Consider the following 15,479-nt stretch of genomic DNA (forward strand, 5'->3'; position numbering starts at 1 on the left):
TTATTGTTCTGTCAGCGGGCGCACGTGGACGCCGCTCTGCAAAGACTCAAGCTGCGCGTCATCGCTGATGCCGAATCCGATCTGGGTCACCGCCATCGCCGCAATCGCCGTGGCACGGCGCAAGGTGGTGGCGGGGACATCGAAGCGCAGCAGACCGTGCAGCATGCCGGCCAGCAACGAGTCGCCGGCGCCCACGGTGCTGGCCACGCGGACCTTCGGCGGCGTCGCATGCAGCGCCGTGCCCGGACTGAACCAGTTCACGCCTTCGGCCCCCTGGGAGACCACCACATGCTCCACGCCCTGGGCGTGCAAACGCTCGGCCGCCCGGGCCTGTTGCGCGGGCGAATCCACCGCGCAATCGAGGACCTCGGCGAGTTCTTCGGTGTTGGGTTTGATCAGCCACGGGCCGGCGTTCAGACCGGCGCGCAGGGCCTCGCCGCTGGTGTCCAGGGCGATTTTCAGACCGAGGCTTTTCAAGTGTTCCAGCAGGCCCTGCAACCACTGCGGGCTGACGCCACGGGGCAAGCTGCCGGCGACGACGACCGCGTCATGGCCGGGCGCAATCGACGCCAACCGGTCGAGCAGCGCTTGCTGCGCCTGTGCACTGACCATCGGGCCCGGCGCATTGATGTCGGTGACCCGGCCGTCCTGCTCAGCGATCTTGATGTTGCTGCGGGTTTCGCCGGGCACGCGGATGAACGCGTCGGTGAAGCCCCGTTGTGCGAACAACGCCTCGAAGGCCTGGGGATTGTCTTCCCCGAGAAAGCCGCTCACGGTCAGTTGGTGGCCCAGGTCGGCGAGCACCTGCGCCACGTTCACGCCCTTGCCGGCAGCATGGCTGAGCAGGGCTTCGCTGCGATTGACTTCACCCGGCTCCAAGTGGGCCAGGCGTACCGTCAGGTCCAACGCCGGGTTCAGCGTCAGGGTCAGAATCCTTGCCATCTACACGGCCTCCACGAGGGCACGCACTTCGGCGGGCGAGCCCACCGCCAGTGCTTTTTGCGCCAGGCCCTGGGCCTCGCTCAGACTGAATTCACGTACCCGCGCCTTGACTTCAGGAATGCTGCGGGCCGACACACTCAACTCGTCCACCCCCAGGCCGATCAGCACCGGCACCGCCAGCGGATCGGCCGCCAGTTCGCCGCACACGCCGACCCATTTGCCATGGGCATGGGCGGCGCGCACGGTGATGTCGATCAGTTGCAGGACCGCCGGGTGCAGGCCATCGGCCTGGGCCGACAGCGTCGGGTGGCCACGGTCGATGGCCAGGGTGTACTGGGTCAAATCGTTGGTGCCGACACTGAAGAAATCGACTTCCTTGGCCAGCACCGGCGCGAGCAACGCGGCGGAGGGCACTTCGATCATGATCCCCAGTTGCAGGTCCGCCACCGGGATTTCCAGGCGCAGGCGCTCGGTCATATCGCGGGCCGCGCGCCACTCGTCGACGCTGCCAACCATCGGGAACATGATGCGCAGCGGGCGGTTGTCCGCCGAGCGCAGCAGCGCGCGCAATTGCGCCTCCATGATCTGCGGGCGTTGCAAGGTCAGACGAATGCCGCGCACGCCGAGGAAGGGGTTTTCCTCCTTGGCGATCGGCCAATACGGCAGCGGTTTATCGCCGCCCACATCGAGGGTGCGCACCACCAGCGGGCGACCGTCGAGGCCGTCGAGCACGCGCCGGTATTCGGCTTCCTGGGTGGCTTCGTCCGGCGCTTGCGGATGGGCCATGAAAATCAGCTCGGTACGCAGCAAACCGATGCCTTCGGCGCCCTGCTCCACCGCGCTGGCCACACCGGCGCTTTCGCCGATGTTGGCGAACACTTCCACAGCGTGACCGTCACGGGTCACTGCGGGCTGATGGCGCTGGGCCGAGGCGACTTGCAGGCGCTGTTCACGGGTATCGCGCTCGACGGTAGCGCGTTGCAGCGTGGCGGCGTCGGCGTCCACATGCAGGCGGCCGCGTTGGCCATCGAGCAACAGCGGCGTGCCGGCGGCCAGCAGCAACACTGACGCACCGGCGCCGACCAGCGCGGGAATGCCGAGGGCACGGGCGACGATGGCGCTGTGGGCCGTGGCGCCGCCACGGGCGGTGAGGATGCCGGCGACACGCGCCGGGTCCAGGCGCGCGACGTCCGACGGGCCGACTTCGTCCATCACCAGAATGTAGGGCTCGCTGGGCTCCGCAGCGGTTTCGATGCCGCACAGTTGCGCCAGCACCCGACGGCCGACGTCACGCAGGTCCGCGGCGCGCTCGGCGAGCAAGGCGTCCTGCAGCGACTCCTGCTGCTTGGCGGCGGCTTCGATCACGCTCATCCACGCCGCTTGCGCGCTTTCGCCCTGCTTGAGGCGCGTGTCGACTTCGTCGCTGAGTTCCGGGTCGTCGAGCATTTCCTGGTGGGTGATGAAAATCTCGCGGATCGCCTTGGCCTGGCTGCGTTCGATCAGGCCCTGGATGTCGCGACGCACATCCGCCAAGGCGTCCTGCAGGCGCTGGCGCTCGATGCTGGAAGACTCGCCGCGCAGGGGGTAGTCGAACACTTGCTGGATCTGGATATGCGCAGGGCCGATGGCGATGCCAGGGGCGGCGGCGATGGCCTGGATCTGACTGCCGGCCAGCGGCGCGCTGATCGTCGGTTCGATCTCGAGGGGGTCGGGCTGGGCGCTCACGGTCGGCAGCGGCTCGACGGCTTCGCCCAGGCCTTCTTCGACTGCGGCCAGCAACGCGGGCAACGCATCGCCGGCAATCGTGGGTTCGGCGACGAACTCCAGCACCTGGCCACGCCGGGCGCCGAGGCTCAGCAGTTTGCTCAGGCTTTTCACCGACACGGCACCCACCGGGCCATCGACGATGCGCACGCGGATATCACCGTCAAAACTTTTCGCCAACTGCGCGAGGATCTTCGCCGGTCGCGCATGCAGGCCATGGGCGTTGGCCAGGGTGATGCGCGCGCTGGGCCAATCCGGGGGCAATTCGCCGCCGAGCACTTCAAGCACCGCGCGGCTGCTGGTGGCGCGGCCGAGTTCGTGGCCGCGGCCTTCGATCAGCAGCGCGCACAGGCGCTCAAGCAGGGCCTGATGGGCTTCGCCGAGGCTGGCCAGGCAGAACAGTCCGATGAGCGGCTGGCCGAGGTAACGCATGGGTTTGTCCGGGGTGACAAAGGCCAGGCCCGGGCGCTTGACGGTCTGTTCGCTGTGCAGCCACCACAGGCCATCGCCCAGGGGCAGCGCATCGACCTGCTGCAAGACGGCGGCGAACCCATTGCTGACGCAATCGGCCTGGCGCAACAGGCGCGCACCGCGCCACACCAGCTCTTCAAAATCATCGGCGGACACGCCCAGGCTGATCATCTGTGCATCCAACGCCAGTTCCTGCGGCGCGCCTTGCAGCAGTTTCAGCAACGCTTCGGCGCTACCGGCGCGGCGCAGCGCCTGGCCCAGATCGGTTTCACCGAGGGCGCGGGTGAGCAGTTGCAGCAGGCGCAGGTGTTCATCGGATTTGGCGGCGATGCCGATGGCCAGGTAGACGATCTGGCCATCGCCCCAGTCAACCCCTTCGGGGAACTGCAGCAGGCGCACGCCGGTGGAAAATACCTGGTCACGGGTTTCGGGGGTGCCGTGGGGGATGGCAATACCTTGGCCGAGAAAGGTCGAGCCTTGGGCTTCACGGGCCTGCAAGCCGCTGAGATAACCCTCGGCGACCAGGCCATCGGCCACCAGTTTGTCAGCGAGCAGGTGCAGGGCAGCAGACTTATCCACAGCGCTCTGGCCCATGGAAATCTGCTCTACAGTGAGCTCAAGCATGCCGTTCTCCTAGTTAGTGCGGTGGCCGCACTAGGTATTGTTTTGAATAAAACAGTGTAAGGGTGTTTAGAGGCAAGTGACTGAGTGGTCAGGGGGCAGTTACCACCGAGTCGCTAAGATCGTAAAAATACGCTTGCTGAAACGTTTAATCTAGAATTTATGGCAGATTACGCGTTAATTGTGCATCGTTGAACAACCGCTCGGCACTTGAGCTGAGACATTGGTCGTCTGCAGTAATCGGTTACGATTGGACAAAATGTCGGGGCAAGCTACAGAAAACAAGGAAATCCCGGTTTGAAACTCAGTGATATCGCACGTCTCGCCGGTGTGTCCGTGACCACCGCCAGCTATGTCATCAACGGCAAGGCTGAACAGCAACGCATCAGCAACGCGACCGTCGAGCGGGTGCGCGCCGTGGTGGAAGCCCATGGCTTTACCCCCAATCCCCAGGCCGCCGGGCTGCGCAGTCGGCATACACGCACCTTGGGGTTCATCCTGCCCGATCTGGAAAACCCCAGTTACGCACGCATTGCCAAGCTTTTGGAACAAGGCGCGCGCGCGCGTGGCTATCAATTGCTGATTGCCAGCTCCGACGATGAGGCCGAGAGCGAGCGCCAGTTGCTGCAACTGTTCCGCGCGCGCCGCTGCGATGCGCTGTTCGTGGCCAGTTGCCTGCCGGCCAGCGATGACAGTTACCGTGAACTGCAAGCCAAGGGGTTGCCGGTGATTGCCATCGACCGGGTGATGGCGCCGGGGCAGTTCTGCTCGGTGGTCAGCGACGACCGCCAGGCCTGCCAGCAATTGACCAGCAGCCTGCTGCAACCGCTGCCCAAGCAGATCGTGCTGATCGGCGCGCGGCCCGAGCTGAGCATCAGCCAGGAACGGGCCGCAGGCTTTCGCGAAGCGTTGCAGGGCTTCACCGGCGAGGTGCTGATAGAACACGGCGAAGCGTTCAGCCGCGATTGCGGTCGACAACTGATGGAACAATTGCTGCAACGCCTGGGGCATTTGCCCGACGCGTTGATCACCACGTCCTACGTGCTGCTGCAAGGCGTGTTTGACGCCCTGCATGACTACCCGTTGAAGTCCCGGCCGCTGCGCCTGGGCACTTTCGGCGATACCCAGTTGCTCGACTTCCTGCCGCTGCCGGTCAACGCCATGGCCCAGCAACATCAGTTGATCGCCGACACCGCCCTGCGCCTGGCCCTGGCCGCGATCGAAGAAGAACACTATCAACCCGGCGTGCATGCCATCGGCCGGACGTTCAAGCAGCGTATTCACGAGGCCTGAACGTGGAGCTGATCGACACCCACACGCACCTGGACTTCCCGGACTTCGACAGCGATCGCCGGGACGTCCTCGCCCACAGCCGGGAGCTGGGGGTGCGGCGCATGGTGGTGCTGGGGGTGTATCAGCAGAATTGGCAACGGCTGTGGGATCTGGTGCAAGCGGATGAAGGCTTGTTCGCCGCGTTCGGGTTGCACCCGGTGTATCTCGATGACCACCGTCCCGCCGATCTGGTGGAGTTGGCTGACTGGCTGACCCGCCTGCACGGGCATCGGCAACTGTGCGCGGTGGGCGAGATCGGCCTGGATTACTTCCTCGAAACCCTGGACCGCGAACGCCAGCAACACCTGTTCGAGGCCCAGCTCAAGCTGGCGGTGGACTTCCAGTTGCCAGCGCTGCTGCATGTACGCCGCAGTCACGCCGCGGTAATCGCCACCCTCAAGCGCATCCGCCTGCCACGGGGCGGCATCATCCATGCGTTTGCCGGTAGCCGGGAGGAGGCCCGCGAATACATCAAGCTCGGCTTCAAACTGGGCCTCGGCGGTGCCGCGACCTGGCCCCAGGCGCTGCGCATGCACAAGGTGCTGGCGCAATTGCCGCTGGACGCGGTGGTGCTGGAAACCGACTCACCCGACATGGCCCCGGCCATGTACCCCGGCCAGCGCAATAGCCCGCAACACTTGCCGGCGATCTGCGCGGCCCTGGCCGAACGCATAGGCACCAGTCCCCTATTGCTGGCCGAGGCGAGCACGCGCAATGCGTGTGAGCTGTTCAACTGGTAGTGCCGGCAGGACCGCTTGCAAATCCAGGGTTATCCGCTGCCGGTGACGGGCATAGCGCAGGGCCAGAAAGTGAACCAGCAGCACCACCAATGACACGTTGAGCTGACCGATCACACTGATCAACCCCACCCACTCCGCCACCAGCGCCACGATCAGCACCACACAGGTCAGCACCGCCATGCTTGGGTGCACCAGCGCCCAGTGGTCCAGCGCCTTGAACTGGCGCAGTTGCCGCGGGCAGCTCAACTGCAAGACCCGCTGGCAGTAGGGACAGTCGAACGGTTCCTCGATGGCAATAGCATTCAATTGCCAAGGCTTGAGTTCAAACGTGATGTCGCAATGAGCGCAGTGCCCTTTGATGCCGATTGTGACGGTCATCGCCGTGCTCCCCTGAACCGGAATTTGATTGAAACAAATTCTCACCCATTCCCATGCCCAGAAAAGTGACGTCTGAAAATCAGGAACAACACCACAGCAACAACAGACTATTCCTACGATCATGTCTTACACGCGAAACGCCCCGATCAGTTGCTTCAACTCGATCACCTGCAGCGATAGCTGTCGACTCGCCGCTTCGGTCTGATGCGCGCCGTCAGCGGCATGCTCACCGGCACGATTGATTTCGACGATGTTGCGGTCGATGTCATGGGCGACGGCGGTCTGCTGCTCCACGGCGGCGGCAATCTGCTGGTTCTGATCGACGATCGAACCGACCGCACCGAGGATATTTTCCAAGGCCTGCTGGACTTTTTCCGACTGCCCCACCGTACCGTTCGCCATCTCATGGCTGGTGCCCATGGCCTTCACGGCGGCCGCCACGCCGTCGTGCAAACGACTGATCATTTGTTCGATTTCTTCGGTGGAATGCTGGGTACGTCGGGCCAGGGTGCGCACCTCATCGGCCACCACCGCAAAACCACGGCCCTGCTCGCCTGCCCGTGCCGCCTCGATGGCAGCATTGAGGGCCAACAGGTTGGTTTGCTCGGCGATGCTTTTGATCACTTCCAACACGCTGCTGATGGCCTGGCTGTCGCTGGCCAACTGGTTGATGACCCGCACCGACTGGTCGATCTCCGACGCCAGCCGCGCGATGCTGCCCTGCTGGGATTGCACCAGTCCACGGCCGCTGACGGTCTCATCATTGACGCTGTGGGCACTGTTGACGGCGGCGGCCGCACTGCGCGCGACCTCCTGGGCGGTGGACGACATCTGGTTCATGGCCGTCGCGACCTGCTCGATCTGGGTCCGCTGACCGGAGACCGCCAGGTTGCTGCGGGCCGAGACCGTTTCCACTTGGCTGGCCTGGAGTTCGACCTGGCTGACGGTGTGCCCGACGCGTTCGATCAAATCATGGATTTTCGCCACGGTACCGTTGAACACCTGGCCCAGTTCGCCCAACTCATCGCGGCTATGGGCAACAAAGCTCACGGTCATGTCGCCGGCCGCGACTTTGTCCATCATCGCCCCCAGGCGCCGCAAGGTTGTGCGCGTGGAGGCATAGAAACCCGCGTACAAGTAGAAGATCAGCAGGAACACTGCCGTCAGGGCCAACACCAGCACCACCATGTGCGCGCGATTTTGCCCCAGGCGTTGCTCCAACTGCTGGCCGATAAAGGTCAGGGTGGCGGTGTCGAGCTGATAGGTCTGGGCCATCAGTTGGCTGACGTCGTCGTAAAACCCCTGCCAGGGTGCATCGAGGGTTTCGGCCATGACGACCTGTTCTTCGAACAGCTCGCTGCCTTGCTTGAGGCTGGCGTGACTGGCCTTGGTCAGACTGTCGAGCGCGGTGCGCGCGGCGTTGCTTGAGCCCAGGGCGTCCTGCAGCTTGAGGCCATATTCGGCCTGGAGCTTTTCCAACTGCTGCAGCAGCTCGTCAAACCGCGTACTGGACGATGAATTGAGAAAGCCTTGGCCCAGGGAATAAGCGCCCATCGCTCGCCCCTCGCCCAAGGTCTGGGTCACGTTCGGGGTGACACTGGTGATCAGTTCACTGAGTTGGCGCAAATCGCTCTGGGGGTCGCGGCTCAAGCCGGATTGGCTGGCGATGATCTGGCTGAACATCTGCGCCTTGTTCAACAATTTGCCGATCAGCGCACTTTTACTCAGCAGCGAGGTTTCCTGTTGCTGGGCCTTGAAGGCGGCGACCAGTTCGTCGCGCTTGCCTTCAAAGGCCGCCACTTGCTCAGGCTCGGTGGCCACTGCGTTAAGGCTTTGCAGGCGACCCAGCACGCTTTGCTCCAGGGCGCTGATCTTGCCCTCCAAGTCACCGGCCTTGCCGGACTGACCGAGGGTGGCGTTGATCTGCACTTGGTTGTTGAGGGTTTCCAGGTCGCGGCGCAGGGCCAGGCTACTGCCGAGTAAATCAAGGCTTTGCAGCTCGATGCGAGTCCCCTGGAATTCGCGCCAGGAATCACGCACCAGGTAATAGTTGGTCGCCAGCATCGGCAGCAGGAACAACACGCTGATCAGGCTGAACTTCATGCCGAAGCTCAGGCGATTCATCAGCGCGACGGCGGGATAGAGCAAGCTCTTCACTGGTGCACTCCCTTTCTTTTATTTTTATTTGAGGCGCAGGGCGGCGGCAGAAAGCCACTATTTGGCGCTCTGTCTGTATAGCTCAAATTGAAAGGGAGTTTTGTAACTTAAGGTTAACGACATGAGGGAGGGGCTTGCCCGCTCCCTCATGGTTTGAGGGTGTTCGCGCTACGAAGGCAACACCGTCCAGATGGCGAACCCGGCATACCACAACACAGCCGCGCGCAGCAGCAGTTCCCAGAGACGGTCCAGGCTATTGATGCCATCCGCGCCGACCGCCGGAGGTGGGATTTCGGCGGCCACCAGGCCGACTTTCTCCACCAGTTGCGCGGCGCTGATGTCCCAACTCAACAGCTCGTGGAGCATCACGCGGCTGACCGCGACGAAATTGCCCACCAAGGCAAAGCTGGCCGCCAGCAGGCGCACCGGCAACCAGTCGAAGGCATGGCGTAGTTGCCCGGCGCGCTCGGTCACCAGCGGGTTCTGACTGTGTTCAGTGGCCAGGGCCAGCAGGCGATAAGCCAGCGCGGCGACCGGTCCCAGCAGGAAGTACCAGAAAATCACCGCGAAAAAGCTCTGGTAAGCCTGCCACAGCAAATGGCCCTGGACGCGTTCGAGCAGTTGCTCACCGTTGTCGGCACCCAGGCCCAAGTCGCGCTCGGCCACGTGCTCGGCGGCTTGCAGGTCGCCGCGCCGCCAGGCATCGCGAAACGGGCCGAGCCCGGCCAGCAGATCGCCACGCCCCAGGCTGTAGATCACCACCAGCAGGTGCACCGGCAGTGCCAGCAAGCCATAGGCCACCGGTTCCAGCACCAGCAGCAACAACGCCAGCACCGCCACCGGCAACAACACCAGCAGCATCAGAATCAGCCAGGGCTGCTTGTCCGTGCGCGGGCTCGATTCCAGCCGGGCCAGCTCACGCAACCAACCGCCATCGCGCTGCAACCGCTGGCGCAGGGCCGAGAATTTCTCGATCCACACCGCCAGTACCAACACCAGAAAACTCATCGTGCGTGTCCTCCATCCTGCAGGGCGCTACGAAAGCGCGTCCAATCAAAAGCGGGGCCGGGGTCGGTCTTTCGCCCCGGGGCAATATCGCTGTGACCACAAATGCGCTGCGGGGTGATGCCCGGGTAAGCCGCCAGCAACTGGCGGGTCAGGTCGATCAGCGCGGCATATTGGGCGTCGGTGAATGGCTGGTCATCCGTGCCTTCCAGCTCCACGCCCAAGGAAAAATCATTGCAGGCCTCACGTCCCTCGAAGCGCGAGACCCCGGCATGCCAGGCCCGGTCGATACAGGACACAAACTGCGTCACCGCGCCGTCACGCTCAATCAGAAAATGCGCGGAAACCCGTAGGTCGGCAATCCCCTCAAAGTAGGGATGTTCCGTGACATCCAGACGGTTCTGGAAAAATTCCTGCACTTTGCCGGTGGCGAACTGTGCCGGAGGCAGGCTGATGTTATGCACCACCAACAGTGAGATTTCGCCTGCCGGGCGCTCGTTGAAATTGGGCGAAGGGCAATGACGGATGCCCTGGCACCAACCGGTGGCGGAGTCCAACTGCATACAGGTTCCTTGAACGAGACAACGTGCGACCAGTATGCCGCGTTCGCCCTTGTGGTTGCGATCACTTGCCGCGATTGAGTTGACGCAGTTTGCCCGTCACTGCCGCCAGCGCCCGCTCGAACAGCGGCCCATCGTCAAGGGTGTGCAACGCACCATGCTTGAATGCCAGCGCCAATTGGCCGGTGCTCTTCTCCAGGACCTTGAGCCCCGTGCGGCTGACAAAAATGAAGCGGTTCGCCGGTTCGATGATCGCAGCCAGCTTGCAACGCAAGCTGTTGGCCTGGTCTTGTTGGAACACCACCCAGCTCCCGATGCGTAGCTGGCGAACGTTGAGCAGATCGGGATCATTGTCCGGCAGGCACCGATTAAGCACCTCCGCCACCCGCTGACGGGCCGCCTCAGTACTCACGCGCCCTTCTTCGGCATTGCGGGTGTGCTGCTCAAGCAGCTCGCTGCGCCGCCGTTCATTGGCCGTGAACTCGCCGAACTGCGCAAGCAGTTGGGAAAAAATCGCCGGATCTTCGACAAACTCGTTGAGCAAGCGCTGCACCACCTGCTCGATGCGCACATACAGGTTGTCGCGGGGATAGTCGTGCTGCGGGCTCCAGCCTATGACGGCGGCGGCGATTTCATTGAGCAGGCGCCGTGCCGGATGGCTGGCGCGGCTGAAAAAGCTCTTGTCCAGCACCGCCACTTTGAGCATCGGGATCTGCAGACGTGCAATCAAGGCCTTGAAGGCATCGGGCACGCTGCGATCATTGAGAATGAACTCGAACAACAGCGCGATCAGGTTGATCACGTCTTCGTCCGCATCTTCTACCACCCGTGACTTGCCACTCTTGACGCTGACACGTGTGAGCAACTGCTCAAGCTGGTTGCGCAGGTCGAAATCATCTTCGACCTCCGGCTCCGGCACATACTGCTGCAAATGGGAGAGCAGACGCAGCAGGTCGCGGGTGGCAATCGGCTGGGGCTCGGCGCAGGCTTCGAGGATGGGGGCCACGCTGCCGCGCACCGTTACCAGCAAGGCCTGCAAGGTGGTGAAGGCTTCCTGGCCATTTTCGCCGACAGGCTGATCGACCGCTGACAGCAGCGCTTCGCCGCAGGCTTCGCGGGCAGCCGGGCGGCGCGAGGGAACGGCCTTGAGCCCAGGCAACACCCCCGTCGCGACCAGCAATTGATTGGCTCCGCCGTACAGTTGGTCGGCATCACTGAGCACGTACTTTTCAAAGAGCTTGAGCATGATCAGTTTGACGCGGATCTCCACGCCCAGGCTGCGCCCCGCCCGCAGGAAAAACTCGCAGAGCAGCGCTGGCCCCAGGGGGTTCTCCCAATCATTCAGACGGTTGCCCAGCAACGCGCTCAATCGCGTGGTCAGTTGCCCCAGGGCCAGGCCGTCACGGTGATGCACCCGGTCCACCATGACCTTGAGTGCCACGGCTTTTTCAAGGGCGTCCCTGGACGCACCCGCCTCCAAGTCATAGGAAACCACCGGCACCAACTGCAACTCACCCTGCCCCGCATGGCTCAGGTCGGCAAAGGCTTCAAACAGTTGCGCCATGAACACGCGCTCGAAATTCTTGCGCTTGAGGCGCAGGTCGCGCATGGCTTCAAAGAAAATATGGTGGTCGATGGTATTACGGGCCTTATCGGCCATTTCAAACAGCGTGTCGTCGGCGTTATCGAACAGTTCCTGCAGCCCCTGCTGCAACTGTTGCGCCGCCTTATCGCGGACTTGCAGCAACACTACCGGCAGTCGGGCGAGTGGCGATGGCGTCGTGTGTGCCTGATTGATTGGCACCACCTTTCCGTCATTGTGCATCCTGGCCTCCTGAAACGGTGGTATCGAGTGGGGGAAAATCGGGAACTGGGCCAACTGGCCGCCAGGGAAAACCGTTTTTTCCATAACGCCAAAGCTATGACGTCAATTGCAAGGCGCGAGATTATCTTGCAAACGAGGGTGGGTGCGCCAGCAAACTCTGCCATTGCCTTGTAAATGAGCAGTGAGTCTGGGTTCGAACGCACACTGCCCCTATAATCCCGGCACTTTGTTTGTGGAGCCTGTTATGCCGAATCTCCGTCTTGCCGACCTCACCGCCGAAATCGAAGCCAACGTGCGCCGTGCACTGCTGGAAGACATCGGCAGCGGCGACATCACCGCACAGTTGATCCCGGCCGAACGGCTGGCCACCGCCACGATCATTACCCGCGACACCGCCGTCATCGCCGGTACCGCTTGGGTGGACGCGGTATTCCGCCAACTGGACCCTCGAGTCGCTGTGCATTGGCAAGTGGCCGACGGCGAGCGCGTCAGCCCCAACCAGGTGTTGTTCCACCTCGAAGGCCCGGCCCGTTCGCTGCTCAGCGGCGAACGCTGCGCGCTGAATTTTTTGCAGTTGCTGTCCGGGGTGGCCACGCGTGCCCAGTTTCTGGCGGATGTGGTCGCCACTACTCAGGTCAAGTTGCTCGATACCCGCAAAACCCTGCCGGGCCTGCGCCTGGCGCAGAAGTACGCGGTAACCTGCGGCGGTTGCCATAACCACCGTATCGGTTTGTATGACGCGTTCCTGATCAAGGAAAACCATATCGCCGCGTGTGGTGGCATTGCGCAGGCCATTACAGCCGCCCACAAGATTGCACCGGGCAAGCCGGTAGAAATCGAAGTGGAAAACCTGGAAGAACTGCGCGAAGCGCTGGCGGCAGGCGCCGATATCATCATGCTCGATGAGTTGAGCCTGGACGACATGCGTGAAGCCGTGCGCCTGAACAGCGGCAAGGCCAAGCTGGAAGCCAGCGGGGGAATCAATGAGCGCACGCTGCTGCCCATCGCCGAGACCGGGGTGGACTACATCTCCATCGGCGCGATGACCAAGGATGTGAAGGCGGTGGATTTGTCGATGCGCCTCAGCATCTGAAGCGCGTTATGCAGGAGCGAGCTGGCTCGCTCCTGCAGACGACACGTCTTAGACCACCAGGTCATTCATCTCGCAATACTCTTCCCATTCGACACCCAGCACTTCGGCCGCCTCTTTGTGCAAGGCCAGCCGCGCCGCTTCGAACTCTTCCGAGGTCGAGGTGTACTTGAGGGTCAGCTCCCAAGGCTGATAGCCCTGGCTCTCGGCCTCGTCCTCGAATGCCCACTGGATCTGGTCGCGCCGATCATCAGCGCTCAGGTCTTTGATCTCTTCTTTAAGCTGCGGCGATTCCTCGAGGTATTTTTCGAGGGCTGCTTGATGCCGAACTTCCTGGGTCATTTCAGTCGTGGTCATGTTGTTCTCTTAGATCATGGAATGGGGATGCATCTGGGTCATCAAGGTTGCGCAGATACAAAAGAGTGGGCACGAATGCCGGCTCGTCTGGCCTTCAGAACCATTCTGGGATCATCTGAAAACGGTATTGCCTTTTTGCCCGAGACAGGAGTCGAACCTGCGACCTTCGCGTTACGAGTGCGCTGCTCTACCAACTGAGCTACACGGGCGGTGGGCTAAAGCTAGCACCGCATCGGGCGTCCGGCAACTTGTGGGCTTCAGCGGGCAATGACGCCCTGAGCCCAGAAGCGCGGTTGCAGGTAATTGCCATGGCCACCCAGGTACTGCTGCTGGGCTTGCGTAAGGTGAGGTACATCGCGCACCGCTATCGCAATCAACAGAACGACGGCCAGCACACTCAGGGCTCTCCACGCCGCCCACCCCCACCGCAGCGTCGCAGTTGGCGCAGATTGCCACACATGCAATGCCAGCAGCCAACCCACGACCAACGCCAGCCAGACCTGGGAATTAGGCATCACAATCACACCGTCAACCATGGACTGCACCAGCGCACCGACCAACGCCGCAAACAGGCATAACCGCAGCAGGTCAGCGCGCTCACCGGCCTGCGGGCGCTGGCGCAAAAGCCCCCACGTAGCCCAGCCGCCACGCCACGCCAACAGCGCCACGCACAACGCCGACGGCACGCCCCATTCGCTCGCCCATTGCAAGATGGCCTGGTGAGGGTGAGCGGCAATCCTGTTGGCAATATCGGCGAACTGCATCGGCCCGAACCCCAGCCAAGGGCGCTCGACGAGCATGTGCCAAGCCTGCCACCAGATCGGGCCACGTCCTGACAGCGAGGTGGTGAGGCGATCACTGGCAACGTTGGAGACCTCTAACCCCAGGTAACCCGCCAAGACCGTAAACGCCAGCCAGTACAGCAACAAGCCGCCCAGCACCGCAGCCAGTTGCCATCCCAGCCAGCGCCGCCCCCAGGGGCCCAGTACTGCCAGTACGCCGCCTGCCACGCCCATGCCAAGCCACGTACCGCGCGTGCCGCCGCTGATCGCGATCAGCCACCAGACACACAGCAACGCAAATGCCGCCCCACGCAGGGAACGGGAGACATGGGGTAACAACAAGGGAAACGCCAGCAGCGGCAGGGTGAATGTCTGGAACTGGCCGTAGAAGCGCTTGTTGGAAAAACCGGACAGTAGCAAATCAGGGTCCAGCGTTCGCTCGCCACTGGTGAGTGCCAGCGCACCGGCATACAGGTACTGGGTTGACTTGATCAGGCAGAGCACCACCACTACCAGCAGCAGAACACGATCCAGTGGCTCACCACCGTGGCGACGAAGCAAGGCAAGCGCCACGGCAATGGCCCCACAGCCGACAAACACCGCCACTTCGGTAAACGCCCAGAGCGGTTGGTGGGCCAGCGCCGAAGACATCAGGCCCAGTCCGATGATCAGCGCCAGGCCAAGGGTCGTGGGTCGGTCCACCAAGCGCTCGACCGGAGTGACCGTCAACCCATACAACACCGCGCAGGACACGATGGCAATCTGCATTGCGCGCTGCAGATCATGACCACTGAATGGCGCACAAATCCCGCCAACCAGCAAACACACCACTGCAACCAGGAAAACAGTTCCGCGCCGCTCTATGGATAACACCATCGGCCACCTCTGACGTCCATGTGGAGGGTTCAGCCGTTATGCCCCGTCCGCGCCGCAACCCTTGGTGGCATATTTTGCCTCGGCGGTTGTCGTGCATTTCCAGCCGTCGGTTGCACTGCGCGTCAGGCTGATGGTCTTGCCCAGCACGGGGGCCGGTGCGTCGAGTATTTCGCAACGGATGGAACCCGCGCCCGTGGCAACGTCGCCTGCCACGTCGATCTTGCAGTTGGCGGTGGGGCTTTTGCCGCCGATCGCGGGCAAGGTCGGGACGGTGCCCTGGTTGATGGCATCTTCGTAGCCGGTCTTCAACGCGGTGATTTCAGCCAGGCCGGCCGTGAACTTGGCCTTGGCCTGGTGTGTGGTGTACATGGGCAGGCCAATGGTGGCCAAAATGCCGATGATCGCCACGACGATCAACAGCTCGATCAAGGTAAAGCCTTTCTGACGCATCACATTCACTCTCCAGAATAGAACTCATGACAAGGCGCGTCCTGCACCCCGTAGTTTGCAACGGCGCCAGTGTACTCACCCGCACGAGGTCAATCGCGCACAAGACGCATATTCTGACATTTTATCCTT

13 protein-coding genes, 1 tRNA gene and 1 pseudogene are annotated in these 15,479 nt (G+C 62.6%); 3 read left to right on the forward strand and 12 right to left on the reverse strand.

Annotated features, from left to right (window positions below; genetic code table 11):
* Window positions 1-942 (reverse strand): 1-phosphofructokinase, encoded by a 942-nt coding sequence (pfkB, locus tag ACLH0J_RS29690; RefSeq protein ID WP_411390230.1) that lies wholly within the window; start codon window positions 940-942, stop codon window positions 1-3.
* Window positions 943-3,801 (reverse strand): phosphoenolpyruvate--protein phosphotransferase, encoded by a 2,859-nt coding sequence (gene ptsP, locus ACLH0J_RS29695; RefSeq protein ID WP_411390231.1) that lies wholly within the window; start codon window positions 3,799-3,801, stop codon window positions 943-945. It lies immediately after the preceding gene.
* 294 nt (window positions 3,802-4,095) lie between these two features.
* On the opposite strand from ptsP, the gene cra reads away from it, so the two are divergent.
* Window positions 4,096-5,091, forward strand: coding sequence for a catabolite repressor/activator (gene cra, locus ACLH0J_RS29700; RefSeq protein WP_411390232.1), 996 nt, complete (start codon window positions 4,096-4,098; stop codon window positions 5,089-5,091).
* 2 nt (window positions 5,092-5,093) lie between these two features.
* A complete protein-coding gene (locus ACLH0J_RS29705) occupies window positions 5,094-5,870 on the forward strand; it encodes a TatD family hydrolase (RefSeq protein ID WP_411390233.1) in 777 nt (258 codons plus the stop codon).
* Here ACLH0J_RS29705 and ACLH0J_RS29710 read toward each other — a convergent pair.
* From ACLH0J_RS29710 to ACLH0J_RS29735, 6 genes and pseudogenes are all read right to left on the reverse strand, one after another.
* A complete protein-coding gene (locus tag ACLH0J_RS29710) occupies window positions 5,817-6,248 on the reverse strand; it encodes a hypothetical protein (protein WP_411390234.1) in 432 nt (143 codons plus the stop codon). The two genes, ACLH0J_RS29705 and ACLH0J_RS29710, sit on opposite strands and share 54 nt — an antisense overlap.
* A 126-nt stretch (window positions 6,249-6,374) precedes the next feature.
* Window positions 6,375-7,088 (reverse strand): methyl-accepting chemotaxis protein, encoded by a 714-nt coding sequence (locus ACLH0J_RS29715; RefSeq protein WP_411392911.1) that lies wholly within the window; start codon window positions 7,086-7,088, stop codon window positions 6,375-6,377.
* A 144-nt stretch (window positions 7,089-7,232) separates the two neighbouring features.
* A pseudogene (locus ACLH0J_RS29720) lies at window positions 7,233-8,372 on the reverse strand (HAMP domain-containing protein); the annotation flags it as partial.
* Between the two features lie 201 nt (window positions 8,373-8,573).
* Window positions 8,574-9,413 (reverse strand): regulatory signaling modulator protein AmpE, encoded by an 840-nt coding sequence (ampE, locus tag ACLH0J_RS29725; protein WP_411390235.1) that lies wholly within the window; start codon window positions 9,411-9,413, stop codon window positions 8,574-8,576.
* On the reverse strand, window positions 9,410-9,973 hold the full coding sequence (ampD, locus tag ACLH0J_RS29730) for a 1,6-anhydro-N-acetylmuramyl-L-alanine amidase AmpD (protein WP_411390236.1): 564 nt from the start codon (window positions 9,971-9,973) through the stop codon (window positions 9,410-9,412). Before ampD ends, ampE begins: the two co-directional genes overlap by 4 nt.
* A 61-nt stretch (window positions 9,974-10,034) precedes the next feature.
* Window positions 10,035-11,795, reverse strand: coding sequence for a DUF1631 domain-containing protein (locus ACLH0J_RS29735; RefSeq protein ID WP_411390237.1), 1,761 nt, complete (start codon window positions 11,793-11,795; stop codon window positions 10,035-10,037).
* Between the two features lie 244 nt (window positions 11,796-12,039).
* Here ACLH0J_RS29735 and nadC point away from each other — a divergent pair, with 244 nt between their 5' ends.
* Window positions 12,040-12,888: a carboxylating nicotinate-nucleotide diphosphorylase gene (gene nadC, locus ACLH0J_RS29740; protein ID WP_411390238.1), complete on the forward strand. Its 849-nt coding sequence runs from the start codon at window positions 12,040-12,042 to the stop codon at window positions 12,886-12,888.
* Window positions 12,889-12,936: 48 nt separating this feature from the next.
* Here nadC and ACLH0J_RS29745 read toward each other — a convergent pair whose 3' ends face one another.
* From ACLH0J_RS29745 to ACLH0J_RS29760, 4 genes are all read right to left on the reverse strand, one after another.
* Window positions 12,937-13,242: a DUF6388 family protein gene (locus ACLH0J_RS29745; protein ID WP_411390239.1), complete on the reverse strand. Its 306-nt coding sequence runs from the start codon at window positions 13,240-13,242 to the stop codon at window positions 12,937-12,939.
* Window positions 13,243-13,378: 136 nt separating this feature from the next.
* Window positions 13,379-13,451: transfer RNA gene (locus ACLH0J_RS29750), tRNA-Thr, on the reverse strand.
* 48 nt (window positions 13,452-13,499) lie between these two features.
* Window positions 13,500-14,900 carry an O-antigen ligase family protein gene (locus ACLH0J_RS29755; RefSeq protein WP_411390240.1) on the reverse strand — a complete coding sequence of 467 codons (1,401 nt, stop codon included), beginning with the start codon at window positions 14,898-14,900 and terminating at the stop codon, window positions 13,500-13,502.
* Window positions 14,901-14,936: 36 nt separating this feature from the next.
* Window positions 14,937-15,350: a pilin gene (locus tag ACLH0J_RS29760; RefSeq protein WP_411392912.1), complete on the reverse strand. Its 414-nt coding sequence runs from the start codon at window positions 15,348-15,350 to the stop codon at window positions 14,937-14,939.
* Between the last annotated feature and the right edge of the window lie 129 nt (window positions 15,351-15,479).

Source organism: Pseudomonas sp. MPB23 (genome assembly GCF_046605395.1).
In the GTDB taxonomy this organism is placed as follows: Bacteria; Pseudomonadota; Gammaproteobacteria; order Pseudomonadales; family Pseudomonadaceae; genus Aquipseudomonas.